Source organism: Brevundimonas sp. P7753 (genome assembly GCF_013386595.1).
Classification (GTDB): domain Bacteria; phylum Pseudomonadota; class Alphaproteobacteria; order Caulobacterales; family Caulobacteraceae; genus Brevundimonas; species Brevundimonas bullata.
Window position 1 is genome coordinate 1 of sequence record NZ_JACARP010000037.1, and the last position, 17,223, is coordinate 17,223.

At 67.5% G+C, this 17,223-nt stretch carries 12 protein-coding genes; 1 reads left to right on the forward strand and 11 read right to left on the reverse strand.

Translation table 11 applies throughout. The features are described 5' to 3' along the window. Nucleotides 1-156: 156 nt before the first annotated feature. A complete protein-coding gene (bioB, locus tag HX774_RS08610; protein WP_178825996.1) occupies nucleotides 157-1,149 on the forward strand; it encodes a biotin synthase BioB in 993 nt (330 codons plus the stop codon). A gap of 46 nt (nucleotides 1,150-1,195) precedes the next feature. On the opposite strand, the gene HX774_RS08615 is transcribed toward bioB, so the two are convergent. The 11 genes from HX774_RS08615 to HX774_RS08665 form a co-directional block, all read right to left on the reverse strand. Next, complete coding sequence (locus HX774_RS08615; RefSeq protein WP_370523390.1) at nucleotides 1,196-1,807, reverse strand: GntR family transcriptional regulator; 612 nt, start codon at nucleotides 1,805-1,807, stop codon at nucleotides 1,196-1,198. A gap of 124 nt (nucleotides 1,808-1,931) precedes the next feature. Then, on the reverse strand, nucleotides 1,932-4,964 hold the full coding sequence (locus tag HX774_RS08620; RefSeq protein ID WP_178825998.1) for a TonB-dependent receptor: 3,033 nt from the start codon (nucleotides 4,962-4,964) through the stop codon (nucleotides 1,932-1,934). Between the two features lie 197 nt (nucleotides 4,965-5,161). Next, nucleotides 5,162-6,271: a sugar kinase gene (locus HX774_RS08625; RefSeq protein ID WP_178826000.1), complete on the reverse strand. Its 1,110-nt coding sequence runs from the start codon at nucleotides 6,269-6,271 to the stop codon at nucleotides 5,162-5,164. Then, nucleotides 6,268-7,491 (reverse strand): GDSL-type esterase/lipase family protein, encoded by a 1,224-nt coding sequence (locus HX774_RS08630; RefSeq protein ID WP_178826002.1) that lies wholly within the window; start codon nucleotides 7,489-7,491, stop codon nucleotides 6,268-6,270. Before HX774_RS08630 ends, HX774_RS08625 begins: the two co-directional genes overlap by 4 nt. Nucleotide 7,492: 1 nt before the next feature. Further along, the gene (locus HX774_RS08635) at nucleotides 7,493-8,734 is read right to left on the reverse strand and encodes a GDSL-type esterase/lipase family protein (RefSeq protein ID WP_178826004.1); all 1,242 of its coding nucleotides are present in this window, start codon (nucleotides 8,732-8,734) and stop codon (nucleotides 7,493-7,495) included. Nucleotides 8,735-8,748: 14 nt separating this feature from the next. Continuing rightward, the gene (locus HX774_RS08640) at nucleotides 8,749-9,501 is read right to left on the reverse strand and encodes an SDR family NAD(P)-dependent oxidoreductase (RefSeq protein WP_178826006.1); all 753 of its coding nucleotides are present in this window, start codon (nucleotides 9,499-9,501) and stop codon (nucleotides 8,749-8,751) included. A gap of 43 nt (nucleotides 9,502-9,544) precedes the next feature. Next, nucleotides 9,545-10,828: an MFS transporter gene (locus tag HX774_RS08645; RefSeq protein ID WP_178826008.1), complete on the reverse strand. Its 1,284-nt coding sequence runs from the start codon at nucleotides 10,826-10,828 to the stop codon at nucleotides 9,545-9,547. 69 nt (nucleotides 10,829-10,897) lie between these two features. Beyond that, nucleotides 10,898-13,111, reverse strand: a complete 2,214-nt coding sequence (locus tag HX774_RS08650) for a heparinase II/III family protein (RefSeq protein WP_178826010.1) — start codon at nucleotides 13,109-13,111, stop codon at nucleotides 10,898-10,900. Further along, entirely contained in the window at nucleotides 13,111-15,270 is a 2,160-nt protein-coding gene (locus HX774_RS08655) for a polysaccharide lyase 6 family protein (RefSeq protein WP_178826012.1), read from the reverse strand. The genes HX774_RS08650 and HX774_RS08655 overlap by 1 nt, the downstream gene beginning before the upstream one ends. Before the next feature lie 135 nt (nucleotides 15,271-15,405). Further along, nucleotides 15,406-16,146, reverse strand: a complete 741-nt coding sequence (locus tag HX774_RS08660) for a FadR/GntR family transcriptional regulator (RefSeq protein WP_114818419.1) — start codon at nucleotides 16,144-16,146, stop codon at nucleotides 15,406-15,408. Between the two features lie 87 nt (nucleotides 16,147-16,233). Next, on the reverse strand, nucleotides 16,234-17,043 hold the full coding sequence (locus tag HX774_RS08665; RefSeq protein ID WP_178826014.1) for a 2-keto-4-pentenoate hydratase: 810 nt from the start codon (nucleotides 17,041-17,043) through the stop codon (nucleotides 16,234-16,236). Nucleotides 17,044-17,223: the final 180 nt, after the last annotated feature.

Here is a 17,223-nt window from a genome sequence, read left to right on the forward strand (position 1 = left end):
CGGTAAACGGCCCCAGCTTTCCTGCCTCGACCAGGAGACGGCTTCCGCTCGGCTGGCTGAGGGTTATTATATATAATAAGTGCCCAATGGCAGACTCACCGAAATTGATATCTATTATTTGCCATGAAATCGTTTGATCAGCGACTGACGGCATAAATGATAGATAATTCAGAGACGGACGCACACGCGATCTACAACGCGCCCTTCATGGACCTGCTTTATCGGGCCCAGACGGTGCACCGGGCCCACTTCGAACCCAGCACCATCCAGTGCTCCAAGCTGTTGTCCATCAAGACCGGCGGCTGCCCCGAGGACTGCTCCTATTGCTCGCAGTCGGCGCGCTATGACTCAGAACTGTCGGCGTCCAAGATGATGGAGGTCCAGAAGGTCCTGAATGAGGCGCGCAAGGCCAAGACGGCGGGCGCGACGCGCTACTGCATGGGCGCGGCCTGGCGCTCGCCCAAGGCGCGCGACATGCCGGGCGTCCTGGCCATGGTCCGGGGCGTCAAGGAGATGGGTCTGGAGACCTGCATGACCCTGGGCATGCTCACCGACGATCAGGCGGCCCAGCTGCGCGAGGCGGGCCTCGACTATTACAACCACAACATCGACACCTCGGAGCGCTACTACGCCGAGGTCATTACCAGCCGCACCTTCGCCGACCGGCTGGACACGCTGGATCGTGTCCGCGCGGCGGGGATCAACGTCTGCTCGGGCGGCATCGTCGGCATGGGCGAGACCGCCGACGACCGCATCGACATGCTGCGCACCCTGGCCTCGCTGGAAGAGCCGCCGGAATCCGTGCCGATCAACATGCTGATGCCGATGAAGGGCACGCCGATGGTCGACATGGCCCCGCTGGACCCGATCGAGATGGTCCGCACCATAGCCACCGCCCGCATCCTGATGCCGCGCGCCTATGTCCGCCTGTCGGCCGGGCGTTCCGAGATGAGCGACGAACTGCAGGCCCTGTGCTTCTTCGCCGGCGCCAACTCCATCTTCGTCGGCGACACCCTGCTGACCGCCGACAACCCCGGCGAGGACAAGGACGCCCTGCTCTTCAACAAGCTGAACCTGCGCGCCGAGGTCGCCGAGGCCACGCCCTGCCCCAAGCCCGCTGAGGCCCGCGCTCAAGAGCAGGCCGCGTGATCCCAAACCCGCGCCATCGGGCTCGACGCCCTGAACCGGGGCAGGCCTAGACCGCCCGCCCCAGATGGCGTTCGACCGTCGCCACCGCCGCCTTGACATCCCGCATGCGGATCGCCGCCATCAGGGCGCGGTGATCGGCGTCGGGCCGAGGCCTCCATCGGTCCTTGTACTGCACCAGCATGTAGCGTGAGCCGTGCAGTTGCAGATTGCCGACGTCTTCGAGCAGCCTCGGCATGCCGCACGCCGCCATGGTGCCCAGGTGGAAGGCGCGGTTGGCCGCCTCCCAGTCATAGATGTTCTCCGCCGCGTCGCAGGCCAGACGCAGACTCTCCAGCCGCCCGATCTCGTCCTGGGTCAGATTAGGCACCGAATGCATCAGGGCCAGCGGCTCCAGCGCCGCGCGCATCAGCTTCACCTCGCGCTGCGCCGCCTGATCCAGAGGGGCGACCCTGACCCCGACATTCGGCTTGCTGACCGCAAGCCCCCTGGCGACGAGACGCAGAAACGCCTCGCGCACCGGGACATGGCTGACCTGAAACTCCTCCGCGACATGGTCCTGGCGCAGCTTGGCGTCCGGCGCGAGATCCCCGCGCACGATCCGAACCACAAGTTCGTCAGCAATCGCGTCCGGCGACAGACTATGTCTTTTGATGGTCACGTTAGCCTGGGCGACTGATTATCTATAATGCAGCCCTATATTTTTAGACCCCGCCGCGCAACACAATGCAGGCCGGCCCGCGGGACGGACCGGCCTGTTGCTCGCTCAGGGACGTTGATCGCCTCTAGAAGCGGATATTGAGACCCGCCACCACGCGGCGGTCGGTCAGGCCATTGTAGCAGAGCAGCGCATCGTCATTGATGCAGTACTCGTTGGCGTCTTCCCGCGTGAGGTTGATCGCCTCGATGCCGACGCTGGCCCAGCGGTTGAACTCATAGTTGACGCTGGCGTTGAGCTGGCCGCGGTCGTCGCTGACGCGCGGCACATCAAAGGCCGAGGTGAAGGCCTCGGTGTTGATGAAGTCCGAGCGCCACGTATAGCGCATCCGCGCGCTCAGCCCGCCCCGCTCATAGAAGAGCGTCGCATTGTAGGAATACTTGGACAGGTTCTCCAGCTCGACCAGGTCCTGGGGCAGAGGATTGAAGCCCAGATCCCGGGTCGTGTTGCGCGTCAGACCGATGGTCCGGTAGCTGGCCACGTTTCCGCCGGTCTTCTGATAGGTGAAGTTGCCGATGAAGCCGAAGCCCGAAGCCCACCCCAGACGGTCCTCCCACTGGGACAGATCGTACTGGAACGCCGCTTCGACGCCGGTCTGGGTCGTCTCGCCGTCCACGTTGAAGGTCGACGACAGAGGCACGCAGATGCCCGTCTGACCCTTGTCCGGATGGTTGACGTTGATGATGGCGATCGGGTTGTAGATGCCGCCGCCGGGGCAGGACGGATCCCGGCTTCTGTTCACCACCCCGTCCACGGCATTGTCCGGCGGGCTTTCCGTGACGCTGGCGAACAGGTTGTCGCGCACCTTGTGGAAGACGCCCAGGCTGACCAGGCTGGACGGAGCGAAGTAGTATTCGGCCGAGAGGTCGAACGACAGGACCGTTTCGGGCTGCAGGTTGGGATTGCCCCGGTTGACCGCCGTGTTCTCGCTGGTGGCGAAGGTCACCGAGGACGACAGACGGTTGAAGTCGGGGCGGCGGATGTCGCGAGCGACGCCGGCGCGGAGGATGACGTCTTCGCGCGGTTCGGCGACCAGATTGAAGCGCGGCAGCCAGAACTCATAGGAGGTGTCAAACACCTCTCGCGTCGAGACTCCGCCGGTGGCGACCGTGTTGCCGACCGAGCTCAGATCCGTGCTGACATAGCGGACGCCCGCGTTGCCGCGCACCGGCACGCCGAACGGCTCGGCGTCGAAATTGGCCTGCAAGTAGGCTGTGCTGGTGTCTTCGATGATTTCGAAGAAGGCGCTGGCCTGCGAGGTCGGCGCGCCGATCAACGGGATGTTGGAGCCGTTGGCCGCATTGCTGGCGGCGATCGCGGCGTTGAACCCTGCCAGCGTTCCCGCAGGATCGCGGAAGGCGCGGGCGCCGTCGATGATCAGGAAGTCAGAGAAATACAGACGCCGGTCATCGGCCGCGTTGAAATTGTTCGGTCCCGCGGTCAGCAGGTTCGAGAAGCGATCACCGCTCGGCCGGAAGAAGGACGAGGTGATGTTGGTGAAGTTCGTCGTCCCGGTGACGTTGTCGTTCAGCGCGCTCGTCTCGTTCCAGCGCAGGCCGGCGTCGACCGAGGTGATGAAGGGCAGGATGCCGTCCGTGGCGTAGGAGGCGTCCAGGCGAACCGCCTTCTCCTCATTCTCGCGGATGCTGCGTCCCTGCGCCACCTGGTGCAGGCGGTAGTTGGCCGGGTCCAGCAACTGGGCTGCGGTGGGCGTGGAGACCTGACCCTGGGCGATGCCGAATTGCAGCGTCCCGTCGCGTAGATCGAACTCGATCGGCACGCCATTGGCCAGCGACACCCCCTGGACCGGCTGCGGCCCGTTGGGATTGACGAATTCCAGCGTCGTATTGAAGCTCGGCAGCACAGAGTCCGAGGTCGACAGCGACGCCTGGCCGCTGAGCGACAGGCGATCATGATGCCACTCGCCGCCCAGGGCGAACACCCGGCTCTCGGTCAGGCGCGAGCCGGTATCGCTGGTGGTCCGCAGATAGGGCGCCAGGTTGCCGTCCGTGCGGGGCAGGATGACGCCCGACTGCACGGCCTGGACTGAGCCCAGGTCGATGACGCCGTTCGGTCCCTGAACCTTGCCCAGGTTGACCGTCTCGAACGAGGTGTTCGTCGTGTTGTCGACCACGCCGTTGTCCGACACCGTCGAGATCTGGACCGTCGAGCTCTGCTCGGCGCGCTGCTGGTCGTTCAGCGTCACGTCGAAATAGAATTTCAGGTTGTCCCTGGGTTTCCACTCAGCCGAACCCGCGAAATTCTTGGTCTCATATTCAAAATTATCCAGGTCCTGGTTGAAGAACTGGATGCGCAGGAAGGGGAAGGCCTCGGCGCTCGCCCGGCCGGAGTTCGGCGTGACGACGGCGTCGCGATCGACCCGCGGCCGGAAGGCGGCGACATCCTGCTCGGCGTAGCTGAAGCTGCCGACCAGACCGAACTGGCCGAAATCCGTGTCCCAGCGCTTGCCCATCGTGCCCGAGTATCGTGGGGTCAGGGTATCGGACAGGTCGCTGTATTCCGACTGCGCGCGGAACGCGATCAGGGGTTCTTTCAGATCCAGCGGACGGATCGTCCGCAGGTTGATGGTGCCGCCCACCGAGCCTTCGATGGTCTTGGCTTCGGGCACCTTGATGACCTCGACCGAACTGATCATCGAGGCCGCCAGATCGTCGAAGCTGATGCCCGAACGGCCCGAGCCCGACCCGACGGTGGAGACGCCGTTGATCTCGACCCGGTTCGCGTCCGTGCCGCGAATCTGCACGCCGCGTCCGACGCCCGCCTCGCGGGTGATCTGGATGCCGGTGACGTTCTCAAGCACCTCGGCCAGGTTCTGATCCGGCAGCTTGCCGATGTCCTCGGCCTCGATAACCTCGACCAGATTATCCGCCTTGCGCTTCTGCGACAGCGCGTTCTGCAGCGACGCCCGGATGCCGGTGACGACGATCTCGTCGACCTGGGTGGCCGCCTCGTCCTGCCCCGCTTCCGCGCTTTGAGCGAACGCCGGGGCGGCGATCATCATCGCCGTCGTCGTCAGCAGGATGGTCGTCAGTCGCTTGCCGGACCTCGAACGAGCCCCGGCATCCCCAAAGTGCCTCATGCGTGCCTCCCAGCCGCGTTTCTTTTTGTTGGCTGAACGCTGGATTGGCCCTACCCATCTGTCAACCCATTTTCAGACCAGATGCTGACGATTTTATAGACCAATAGACCGGACCAGTTGGATCGTTTGTCCATACCAGCCCATCACGCCGCCCCCGCCGGTCGCGCGTTGAAACCGCTCCTGTCAGAGCGCTCGCCTCAGCGGCTGCCGCCGCGCTCCCCCCGGATCAGCGCCTCGATCTCGGCCAGGTCCGTCTCGGCGTTGTCGCCGGGCGTGGTCATGGCCAGGGCCCCGTGGGCGGCCGCCAGCTCCACCGCCTGCTGGGCGCTCTCGCCGGCCATGAGCCCGTGGATGAGGCCCGAGGCGAAGGCGTCGCCGCCCCCGACGCGATCCAGGATCTCCAGATCAGGCCGGGCGATGGAGACGTGGCGTTCGTTTCGTTCATGGAAGACGCCCTGCCAGCCGTTGACGCTGGCGCTCTTCGGATCGCGCAGGGTGTAGGCGACGCCCCTGAGATGCGGAAAGGCGTCGAAGGCCATCTGCGCCGCCTTGGACGGCGGCCCCGGATCGGTGGGCCAGGCCCGCCGCCCGACCTCTTCGCTGACCAGACCCAGGCAGGCGGCCAGCCCCCGGTCGTCGGCGAAGACCAGGTCGCATTCGGCCACGATCGCCCGATTGACCGCGCGCAGGACCTCAGGGTCCGGGTGACTGCGCCACAGGCTCTCGCGATAGTTGAGGTCATAGGACACGGTGACGCCGAGACGCCGCGCCGCCCGCACGGCCGCGAGGGCCGTCTGCGCCGTCTGCGCCGACAGGGCCGCGAAGACGCCGCCCGTGTGCAGCCAGCGCGCCCCGGTCGCGCCCAGAAGGTCGTCCCAGTCGAAGGCCTGCGGATCAAGCGCCGAGGCCGCCGAATGGGCCCGGTCGGACACCCCCTGGGGCGGGCGCACGCCGAAGCCGCGCTCGGTGAAGTTGAGCCCCATCCGCGCCTCGCGTCCGACGCCGTCGTAGTCGCGCCAGACGATGGCGCCGACGTCCACGCGCGCCTGGGCGATCAAGCTTTCGGCCAGGAAGCCCAGGGGGTTGCGCGGCAGGGCCGTCAGCACCGCTGTCGGTCGTCGGAAGGTCCGGCTGAGGCCGCGCGCGACGTTGTACTCGCCGCCGCCCTCCCAGACGTCGAAGGCGCGGGCGCTGCGAATCCGCCCTTCGCCTGGGTCGAAACGCAGCATGACCTCGCCGAGAGCGGCCAGGTCCCAACGCTTGGCGCCCCCGACAGGCAGCGCCCATGACGTCTTCGCCCCGCTCATCGCGCGTCACACCCGAACAGCGACAGATCGACCGCCTCGGCCATCAGGCGATAGCCCTCGTCATTGGGGTGCAGCATGTCAGGACGGGCGGCGTCGGCGCGGAAGGCCTCGGGATCGGCCGGATCGCGGACGGCCGCGTCGAAATCCACGACCCCGTCGAAAGCGCCCCCGTCACGAATGAAGGCGTTAAGGGTCCGGCGTGTCTCGGACGACGGGGCGTCGTAGCGCTCCGACCCTTTGAACGGCGTCAGGGTTCCGGCGACCACCTTCACCTCATGATCGTGCAGACGGGCGACAAACTGGCGATAGCCCTGGACCATGTCCGCCGCGTTGCGGCCCGGCTTGGCGGGATCGCCCCCGTGCCGGATGTCGTTGATGCCTTCCAGCAGGATGACGTAGTCGATCTGGGGCAGGGCCAGGAGGTCCCGGTCCAGGCGCGCCAGGGCCGAATGGGACCGGCCGTGGTCCAGCAGCTTGTTGCCGCTGATGCCCTGGTTCAGCACCACGAACCGGCCAGGGCAGGTCGCCTCGAAACGGCGCGCCAGGACGCTGGGCCAGTCGCGCTCGGCCCCCAGGGTCGCGGTCGCGCCCTCGGTGATGGAATCGCCGAAAGCCGCCACCACCGTCGGCGCCGTCTCACGTTCGCCATAGACGGCGGAGATCACATTCTGGCGGTAATCCAGATCGACCTCGTCGCCGGGCGTGTCCGGCCCCTCCCCCACCCTGACGACCGTGCGGCGCACGGCCGGGCGGGTCGGATCGGGAAAGCGCAGGCTGACCGAGACTTGTGAGAAGGCCGGCGCCTCCAGGGCGACCGGATCGCTGATCAGGACGGAGCCGACCGGGATCACCACCTCGCTGCGTCCGTCAAAGAGAACCGGCGCCGCCTCCGGCGCGCCCTGAAGACCCAGCCGCATGTCGGCCACGCGCAGCGGCGCATCGCCCAGTTCGTTGCTGACGCGCAGCCGCAGCGCGCGCACCGAAGCGCCAAGGCGCATGTCCTGGCGGACGATCTGCCCCGCGAACTGCACGGGCGCCTCAGGCGTCCCGTCCTTGCGGTCGGGCGCGGGCGAGGCGGTCCAGACGGGGCTCCAGACCTGAGCCGAGGCCGTTCCAACGACCCCCAGGGCGGCGCCGGCGAACGCGAGCGCCAGGACGGCGGCGCGACCGCGTCGAGCGCGACGCGGGGCGGACGGTTGAACAGGCGTCGAACAGATCATGTCAGGGCCTCGAAGGAGAACAGGTGTCGGGAGCGAAGACGTCGGCGTCGATCGCCTCGGCCATCAGGCGATGGCCTTCGTCGTTGGGGTGGTAGCCGTCTTCGCGGTGCGCGCCCGCCCGGATGCGGCCGGGCCGGACCGGATCGTCGAGCGCCGCCTCGAAATCGATGACGCCGTCGAAGATCGCGCCCTGGCGGATCAGGGCGTTGAGCGAGCGGCGCTTGTCGTCCGTCGTCGGGCCGGGAATGGCGGGCTCGGCCACGGGCGAGGCCAGGATGGGCGTCAGCACCCCGCCGATGACCTTGATGTGATGGGACTGCAGCGCCTGCGCAGCCTGGCGATACCCGGCGGCGACCTCGTCCACCCCGGCGCCGGGGCGGTCGCGCGCCGGGCCCTTCTGGCGAACATCGTTGAGACCGGCCATCAGCACCACATGGGTGACGCCGGGCATGGCCAGAACGTCGCGCTCCAGCCGCGACACGAGCGAGGGCGACCGCCCGTCCGAGGCCACCATATTGCCGCCGATCCCAGCGTTCACGACCACGAAGGCGCCGGGACAGGCGTCTTCCAGACGGCGGCCCAACTGATGCGGCCAGGCCCGGTGGGCGCCGAGGGTTGCCGAACCGCCCTCGGTGATGGAATCGCCGACAGCGACGATGACGGCGGCAGGGGCCGTGGGCCGCTGGGCCAGCACCGCCGAGACCACGCCCTGCCCTCGCAGAAGCGGCGCGTCGTCGGCGGGTGCGGCGTCGCCCGCCGCGAGCCGCATAGGGCCCAAACGGACGGCGGGCCGGGTCTCTTCGGGCAGATAGGCGCTGACCGTCAGCTCAGCATAGGCGGGAACCGCCAAGGCCAGCGGATCGCTGAGCGCGAAGCCGCCGGGCGGAATGGCCAAATGGGTCGCGCCGCCAAACCGCAGGGGTCGCGCAGCCTCGCCCTTCAGTCCCGCCTCGGCGCGGCCGATGACCAGCGGCGCTTCGCCCAGTTCATTGCTGAACCGGACGCGCACCGCCGTCGCCGCCGACGCCATCAGCAGATCCTGCCGCAGAGTGACGTTTCGCAGCAACGACGGCGCCCCATTGGCGGCGGCCTCGTTCCGCCACGGCATGGGCGAAGCCAGCCAGGACGGAACCCAGACTTGGGCCGCTGCGACGGCGGGCGCGCCCAGCGTCACGCTCAGGCTGACGAGCAGCGCCGCCAGGGGCCGCGCCGGTCTGCGTCGTAAGAAAGGGGGGCCCGCCATCGCTTGCCTCAGGCTCAGGAGAAGTAGGTGCCGCCGTTCACGTCGACATTGGCGCCGGTCATGAACCCTGCTGCATCCGACGCCAGGAAGACGGCGACGTCGGCAGCCTCTCCCGGACGGCCTTCGCGGCGCAGCGGCGTGCCGTTGGCCACGGCCTGGCGCACCTCGGGCTTGGTGAAGTCGTCGTGGAAGCGGGTCGAGATCATGCCGCAGCACAGGGCGTTGACGCGGATTCCCTTGGGGCCCAACTCCTTGGCCATGGCGCGGGTGAAGGTCATCACCGCCGCCTTGGACGCCGCATAGAGAGAGGCGCCGGGGCCGCCGCCGTCACGCCCCGCCTGGGAGGCGAAGTTGACGATGGCCGCGCCTTCCGACATGTGCGGCACGACCGCTCGCGTCGTCAGGAAGGTCGAACGGAAGTTCACGTCCATGACCTGGTCGAAGAAGGCGTCGTCGATCTCCAGCAGCGGCTTGCGCGCCACCATGCCGCCGGCGGTGTTGATCAGGATGTCGATGTTCGATCCGAACGCCGCCTGGGCGGCCGAAACGAGGCCATCGACGCTCTCAGGCGTGGTGACGTCGGCGCGATGCAGGATGGCGGTTCCGCCGGCGGCCTTGATCATGCCCAGCGTCTCTTCCGCGCTGGCGGCGTCGTTGGCGTAGTTGACCACGACCCTGGCGCCTTCCGCCGCCAGCTTCAGCGAAACCTCGCGTCCGATGTCGCGCCCGCCGCCTGTGACGATGGCCACCTTGTTGTTGAGTTTCATCTCGCTCTTGGTCCTTGGAAAGCAAAGTGATGGGTGAAGGGGATCAGCCGCGCGTCGACGAGACGTCGACCTTCTCGATCCGGCCGGTCACGACCCAGATCGCGACCAGGGAGAGCGGCACGAGCGCGGCCACCAGAATGAACATGGGGGCGTAGGAAACCTTGGTCATGACCGGCACCAGCCAGGTGGTGATCAGGGTTCCCGCCACGGCCGCCATGCCGCCGACGCCCGCCAGGGAGCCGACCGACTTGCCGTGGAAGACGTCGCCCGGCAGCGTCTGGATATTGCCGATGGCGACCTGGAAGCCGAACAGAACGGCGGCGATGGTCAAGACGGCGACTGTGGGATCATGGGCGAGCACCGCGCCCAGCAGGGCCGGCGCCATGATCAGGCAGCCCAGGGTGATGACCCATTTGCGAGCGCGGTCGATCGAACGGCCTGAGGCTATCAGACGCCCCGACAGCCAGCCGCCGAACAGGCTGCCCAGCATGGCCCCGACGAAAGGCACCCAGGCGAAGATGCCGATCTGCTTAATGTCGAAGGAAAAGGTCTCGGCCAGGTAGATCGGCAGCCAGGAGACGAACAGCCACCAGATCGGATCGAGGAAGAAGCGGGCCAGGACGATGCCCCAGCTCTGCCGATGCGACATCATCTGCTTCAGGCTGAGCGCCTGGACGGGCTCGGCCTCGGGCGCAGCCGCCTCGGCCGGGGCGTCCAGAATCAGGGCGCGCTCGGCGGCGTTGACCCAGGGGTGCTTGTCCGGCCCGGCGCGATAGATCACCAGCCAGGGCAGCACCCAGATGAAGCCCAGGGCGCCGACCAGCAGGAAGGTGCCCTTCCAGCCCAGCGTCAGGAAGAGGAAGGCGATCAGGGGCGCCGAGACGATGGCGCCGATCGAGGCCCCGGCGTTGAAGATGCCCTGGGCCAAGGCCCGCTCCTTGGGCGGAAACCACTCGGCGTTGGCCTTGACCGCGCCGGGCCATGCGCCGGCTTCGCTGACGCCCAGCATGGCGCGGAAGATGCTGAAGGAGGCGATGCTGCTGGCCGTGGCGTGCAGGGCGATGGAGATCGACCAGAGGCCGATCGACCAGGCAAAGCCCAGGCGCGTGCCGATGCGGTCGAACAGCCGCCCGAAGGCGAACTGGCCTGCCGCGTAGAAGAGCATGAAGATGGTGACCAGAAGGGCGTAGTCCTCCTTGGTCGCGCCGATCTCGCCGGCGATCTCGGGCCACATCACCGCCAGGGCGTTGCGGTCGATGTAGTTGATCACTGTGGCCACCGCGATCATGGCGATGATGGCCCACCGGACGGCGGATCTCTTTTGCATGTCTGCTCCTCCCCTTATCAGGCCCTTATCGGGCCCTTGTCGGGCCGGTCGCGCGCGGCGCCGGCCTCTCTATTGATCCAGTCGCGCCCAGGGCCCGGTCCAACGCCAGGTCCGGCCGTTGGCCGTGACGGCGTGCGCGGCGCGGGGCGACGGATCGTCGGCCACCCCCAGAACCACCGTCTTGCCCGAGGCGAGGGTTACGACGACCACCTCGGCGTCGGCGCCCCTGACGCTGCGCAGGTCGCGGACGGCGCTGTCGGCGCCGACCACGGTCTCGGCCCTGCCGTCGTAGCGGCCGTGCGGCTCGAGCACGCCGACGAAGGTCGCGTCCTTCTGGCCGTCGGCCCGCAGGATCAGGGCCGGCTCGCGGCGCAGGTTGAAGTCCGGGTCGTTGGCGCCGCTCTCGGCCAGGATGGCTTGGGCCGGCACGCTCGAGGCGAAGCGCCAGGTGTAGAAGCGGCCGTCCAGCAGCCAGGTCAGGCTGCGGCTGTCCAGCGATGGCTGGGAAACGGCGTCGACCCACAGGTGCTGATAGCCGTCAGCCGTGCCGAGAACCGGGCGTGCCGCCACCGCGCGCTCGGCCTCGAAGCCCAGCTTCATGATGTGGCCGTTGTAATGCAGCGGCAGGTCGTAGCGCGCCGGGCGCTCGCCGGAGACGCGCAGCAGGTCGATGACGACCGGCCGCTCCAGCTCCGGGTGCTCGACCAGGGCCTGGGTGCGGGTGAACGTCACCCCGTCATAGGCCCCCGCCTGACGCGCCGAAACGATCTGCGTGCCCTCGACCGTGTCGAAGAAGAGCACCTGAGGCGGGTGGTTTTGACCTGTCTGCCACTCGCCGCCGAACTGGTTGCGCTCGTTCACCACCAGGGCGTTGTGCGCGACCGTCGCCTTGGCCCAGCTGTTGTTCTCGGGCAGGTAGACGCCCCCGGCCTTGGCCTCGATATTGAGGAAGCGCGCAGCGCCGTAGTCCGTCACTACGGTCTGACCGTTGTCGTAGAAGAGCCAGTTCAGCTTGTCGAAATGGCCATGACCCATGCCCATGGCCGTCGCCTTCTGGACCAGGGCCTGACCGTCCTCGCCGCCCGCACGCAGGATCGCCAGCGCGCCATGCGTCCCGTCCGGGCCGTCGCTCAGCAGCACCGAACGGAAGGCGTAGGGCCGCGCAGCGCCCGAGGCCGCCGCTTCCGCCACCTTCAGGCCCTCGGGCGACAGGAGGGTCCGCCCCTGCCGCTGGGCGATGGACAGCAGGCCGGCGTCCTGGGTGCGCGCGTAGACGGAGGCCACGCCCGTCACCAGTTCCTCGGTGTCCAGTCCCTTGTCGAGGATGGCGTCGTTGACCGGGATGAAATAGCCGCCGTAGCTGGACTGGATCAGCGTATCCACGGCCTTGAGCAGAACCCCGTCACGGCGCTGGAAGATGCCGCGTCCCGGCTCGTTCCGGTCGATGGCGCCCGCGAAGATGATAAAGGGCGCCAGGGCGTAGCGCTGGTAATAGGGCCCCTCTTCGTAATAGCCGTCGGGCGAGAAGAGCTGGTCGATCTGGGTCAGGAAGCCGGCCGAACCGTCCTTTTTCAGCCCCGTCAGCGCCTTGTCGGACAGGTCGCGATCCCGCAGCACGTAGCCGGTCATGCCGACGCCGGCGACGGCCCAGGTGGCGTGGTTATGGATGCGCTCGAAATTCTCGGGCGTCTCTGCCGACAGGAAGCCGGCCATGCGACGGAAGACGTCGTCGTCGATACGGCGACGCTCCTCGGCGGTCAGGGTTTCGCGGATCGCGTCATAGCCCTGGACCGAATAGACGAGCCAGACCGAGTCGTTCAGCGTCTGCCAGAACAGCCGGCCCGGAATCTGCCCCCGGCCCGCCGGATGCGCCCCCAGCGTCGGATAAAGCTTGGCGTATTCGAGCAGCAGGTCGCGGGCGAAGTCGGCGTAGGCCTTGTCGCCCGTCAGACGATACAGGGCCCCGGCGTTGTAGATGGCCAGATAGTTCCGCTTGTGCTGCTCGTGGGTGAAACCGCCGCCGGGATCGCGCGGCGTGGGCACGTTCACGCCCTGGGCCATGGCGGCGCGGACCAGGCTCTCGACCCGCGCGCGCTCTACGGCGAACAGGGGATAGGCGGACCCGGCCTCGGCCATCCGACGCCACTCCTGGGGCGTGGTCAGCACAGGCCCGGTCTCGGCCGAGGTCGCGGCGGAGGCCTGGGCAACGGGAGCGGTCGCCGCCTGGGCGCTCAGGGCGCCGCCAGCAAGAAGAAGAGCCGTCAGAGGCAGGGCGCGCAGCATCAGAAGTCCTCCGTCGCCGCGATGGGCGCGATGTCGGTTTGCATCTCGGGCGTGCGGATCAGGCGGTTCCCGGCCACAGCCAGCACGGGCTCGCCGACGCGGTGGGAGAATCTGACCGCGCCGCTGTCCGTCAGGATGTTGTCGACCAGTTCCGCGTGCTGGACGCCGCGCATCAGGATCGACGGCTGGTCGTTGGAGCCGACCCGCTCAAGGCTCGCGCCCTTGATCACCAGGCGCGGCCCGAAGGTGCTTTCGTCCGTTCCGCCGCGATAGAGATCAACGAGCGAGCCGCCGATGCGCCGGAAGGCGCCGCCTTCGATCTGCACCAGTTCGGCGTTGTAGGTGCCCCGGTCATCCGTCTCGGCGGCGGCCGAAATCACCGATCCTGTGATGTTCTCTACCCGCACGTCGCGCAGCAGGACGCGGTCGGCCATGCCCCCCTTGCCCAGAGCGATCAGGTTGAAGCCGCGATTGACCGTCAGGTCGCGGACCTCGACGTCCTCCAGCACCAGATCGAAGTTCGCCGCGCTGGACCCGGGCGCCACGCGGATGACCGCGTTGCCGGTCTCGTCGGGGGCGTCGGCGCCGCTCACCGTCAGACCCGCCAGCTTCAGCGAGCCGCCCTTGGCCACCTCGAACAGCGAGGGCCGCGAGAAGGCGATCTCCACCTGGCCCTGGCCAGAGCCGCGCACCGTCAGCGGCGCGCCGACCGTCAGAGTCCGATCAACCGCATAGCGGCCTGGCGCCAGCACCAGGACGTCGCCCGGACGAGCGACGGCGACGGCGGCCGCCAGCGCGCCCTCAGTCGGATCGACAGCGATCTCGACGCCCTGGTCCAGACGCACGGCCTGAACGTCCTTGGGATACCAGGCCACGCCCGTCTCCGCGCGCGGGATCATGACCAGATCGGGCGAGGCGCCTGCCCCCTGCGGCGTTTCGGGAACCAGCAGACCGCTCGCGCCGCGCACCAGGGCGACGTCTCGCGACTGGACGTTGTCGGTAAAGGCGACGCCAGACAGGTCGCCCAGTCTCCGCATCGGCTCGCGCCCGTCCGGGTTGACGATCAGGTTGCGCGAAAAGCGGCTGTCGATCGGCGGTGCTGAGCGCTCAGCGTCCATGCCCGCGCCCAGAAATAGGCTGCGCGCATTGATGATGGTGTTGTTCTCGATCACCGCGCCGACGACCTGATGGTAGCGGTTGATCGGGGAATCGGGGACGCCGTGCATCACGCTCAGCGCGGCGGTGAAGCCGTCGCCGGTGATGCCCTCCATATAGTTGTTCCGCACCGTCTGGTTGCGGTTGATGACGCGGATACCGCCCGTATGCGGCTTGCCCCCGCCGAGGAAGACATTGTTCTCGACCAGGTTGCCGTCGCCGTGGCGCAGGACCATGGACCCGCGAGAGTGATAGAAGACGTTGCCGCGATAGGTGTTGCCGCCCGACTTGTTCGAGACGATCTCGACCTCGCCGTCGGCGCCTTCGAACCAGTTGTTTTCGACCACGGTATGGGAGGCCGACAGGGAATCGGCGCTGGTCCCCACCCGCATCGCCTCGCCGCCATTGGAGCCCAGGTTGGGGCGCGGGCCGAAATAGTTGTGGTCGATGCGGTGCCGATTATCGAGGCCCTGCTGCTCGTCGCGCACGACGACCAGGGTCGTGCCGACATTGGTCTTGCCGGTCAGGTGATTGTGGTCAAAGCGGTTGTCGTGGCCATACAGCGCCACCCAATTGTCCGACGTGGCTCGATCCGGCTTGTTGTAACCGTCGATCACCAGGCCGGTGACGCGGCTGTCGACGGCGCGATGCTCCTTGGAGCGGCGGAAGGACACCACCTCCCCCGTCGGCGACCAGCCGTCCCGGAAGACCAGGTTGGAGACCAGCAGCTGTCGTCCCGCTAGCCTGAGATTGGATTGGCCCGACAACACCACCCCGCCCGGCGTCTCGGCCGTCAGGGTGATGGGCTGGCCGGCCCGCCCCTCGCCCTCGAACAGGATCTGGAAGTCGCGCCACACCCCGTCCTTCAGGACAATGGTGTCGCCAGGCCTGACGCCGCTAAGAGCCTGCTGATATTCGGCCGGCGTGGCCACCAAGGTCGACGTCTGGGCGGACACCGCTCCGGCCCACAGCAAGGCGGTCGCAAGCGCCAATCTCGACAACATGATGACCTCCCCCTCCGATCCGCTTTGGCGCGGACCTGTTGGCGGGTTTGGACCCGCTGAGGAAAGCTATCAGGGCGCCGACCAAAGGCAACCGCTTGGTCGGAAGAAAATAAATAAATTTGCAGACCAGTTGGTCTAGACGGAATGAGTGCTGATCAGGAAACGCTCGCGGCTGGCGGCCATCTGGCGTTCCAGGGCCTGCAAAGCCGAGGCCGCGCTGGCGTCCAGCATGGCGGCGAGCAGACGGTTGAAGTGGGTGCGCATGGCGCGCCGGGCCGCAGCCGGATCGCGCGCCTTAAGGGCGTTAAGGATAGCCGCGTGCTCCTCCACCCGCGAGGAGTCGTCGATCTCGCAAACGGCCTGGTGGGCGGCGCTGACCGCGGGTTGCTCGGTGCGCATACGCCACAGCGTCTCGATGGTGTGCAAGACGGCGGCATTGTTGGCGGAGGCGGCGATGAGCCGATGGAACTCGCGATCAGCCGCGTCGGGGTCCAACTCCGGATTCGTCCCGCCCATCGCCTCGACCAGGTAGTCCAGTCGGGCCAGGGCCTCGTCAGTGATGACCGAGGCCGCTAGGGCCGCCGCCTCCGACTCGAACAGGGAGCGCGCCTCCGTGACCTCGAAAGGGCTTACCGACGGCAGGGCGTCCGCCTTCTGGGGCGTCGAGCAGACAAAGACGCCCGACCCGGTCTTGATCGCCAACTTCCCCTGAGCCTGAAGCGCCACCTCGGCTTCGCGCACGGTCACACGGCTGACGCCGAACCGCTCGGCCAGCTCGCGCTCGCCGGGAAGCTTGGCCCCAGGCCCAAACCCCTCATCAGCGATGAGCTGAAGAATCTGATCGGCGACCGCATGGAAAAGGCGTTTCTGGCTCATGCCGCCAGCTTAAACGAACCGCAGCGTCTGGCCAATCGGTCTGACGCACCCCGACGCCCTCCGAACATCGTCATATAGAGAGGCTGATCAGCCCCGGGGAGGCGCAGCCGGCACGGTCGTGCAGCGGATCTCCCCAACGCCTTTGAATATGCAGGTCGATTTGCTGCCTGCGCCCACACGGTGCACGCCGGTGACCGCGCCCGTGGACACCAGGGTTCCAGGCCTCAGGGGGCGGCTCTGCCGGGCGCAGTGCTCCAACAGGAAGCGCACCGATTCCAGCGCCCCGCCCGCCAGCGACAGCGAGCCGCCTCGCCCGACGCTGACGCCGTCGATGACGGTCTCAACCTCGATGCCGTCCAGGCGCTCGCGCCAGTTTGTCAGTTCGGGGCCGATCACTAGGCCGAGATTGTTGCCGAAGTCCGAGGCCACGGCCAAGGGCCCGAGATCATTGATGGCGGACAGAGGACTGCCAGACAGCTCTACACCGATGAAGATCGTCTCGACCTGATCCGCCGCCGCCTCCAACGTCCATTCGGTGCGGCTCAGGTCGACGTCGGGACCGATCCGGGCGACGAATTCAGCCTCGATCGCGGCAAATCCACCCTCAATGACCGGCAGCAGCGTCGGCGCCTCGCCGGCGGCCCACAGGCTGTCCGCGAAGACCGCGCCAGCCAGGCGGTGGGCGCCTAGCGTCGCCTGCAGAGCAGGCGGCACGCCCCCCACCTTCCAGCCGACCAGCTGGCCGGAACGCAGGCGAATGGCCGCCTCCTGAATCGCATAGGCGCGCGCGAGATCGGCCGGCATGGGTCCGGGATAGGCGTTCAGCGGCCTGGCGGCGCGGCGAGCGGCGACGAAAGCCTCGGCAATGGCCTTTTCGGCAGGAGTGACCTGAAGCATCTTTTCATCATCCTCCTGAAGCTCGCTCGAACCGAACATAGGGGCCCCATAGACAAGCCGGCTAGTTTTCAAAGGAGGAGCCCGAAGTCAATTCAGACGCCCGCCGCCCCTTAGACAAAAGCCGTCACTCACGTCACTCATTTCGCTGCCTTTGCAGTCGAAGGCGGGCGAGACAGGACA

Excerpts from the sequence above, each read along its gene's own strand:
- bioB (WP_178825996.1), top strand. The coding sequence starts at position 157 with ATGATAGATAATTCAGAGACGGACGCACACGCGATCTACAACGCGCCC.
- HX774_RS08620 (WP_178825998.1), bottom strand. The coding sequence starts at position 4,964 with ATGAGGCACTTTGGGGATGCCGGGGCTCGTTCGAGGTCCGGCAAGCGA.
- HX774_RS08625 (WP_178826000.1), bottom strand. The coding sequence starts at position 6,271 with ATGAGCGGGGCGAAGACGTCATGGGCGCTGCCTGTCGGGGGCGCCAAG.
- HX774_RS08630 (WP_178826002.1), bottom strand. The coding sequence starts at position 7,491 with ATGATCTGTTCGACGCCTGTTCAACCGTCCGCCCCGCGTCGCGCTCGA.
- HX774_RS08635 (WP_178826004.1), bottom strand. The coding sequence starts at position 8,734 with ATGGCGGGCCCCCCTTTCTTACGACGCAGACCGGCGCGGCCCCTGGCG.
- HX774_RS08640 (WP_178826006.1), bottom strand. The coding sequence starts at position 9,501 with ATGAAACTCAACAACAAGGTGGCCATCGTCACAGGCGGCGGGCGCGAC.
- HX774_RS08645 (WP_178826008.1), bottom strand. The coding sequence starts at position 10,828 with ATGCAAAAGAGATCCGCCGTCCGGTGGGCCATCATCGCCATGATCGCG.
- HX774_RS08650 (WP_178826010.1), bottom strand. The coding sequence starts at position 13,111 with ATGCTGCGCGCCCTGCCTCTGACGGCTCTTCTTCTTGCTGGCGGCGCC.
- HX774_RS08655 (WP_178826012.1), bottom strand. The coding sequence starts at position 15,270 with ATGTTGTCGAGATTGGCGCTTGCGACCGCCTTGCTGTGGGCCGGAGCG.
- HX774_RS08660 (WP_114818419.1), bottom strand. The coding sequence starts at position 16,146 with ATGAGCCAGAAACGCCTTTTCCATGCGGTCGCCGATCAGATTCTTCAG.
- HX774_RS08665 (WP_178826014.1), bottom strand. The coding sequence starts at position 17,043 with ATGCTTCAGGTCACTCCTGCCGAAAAGGCCATTGCCGAGGCTTTCGTC.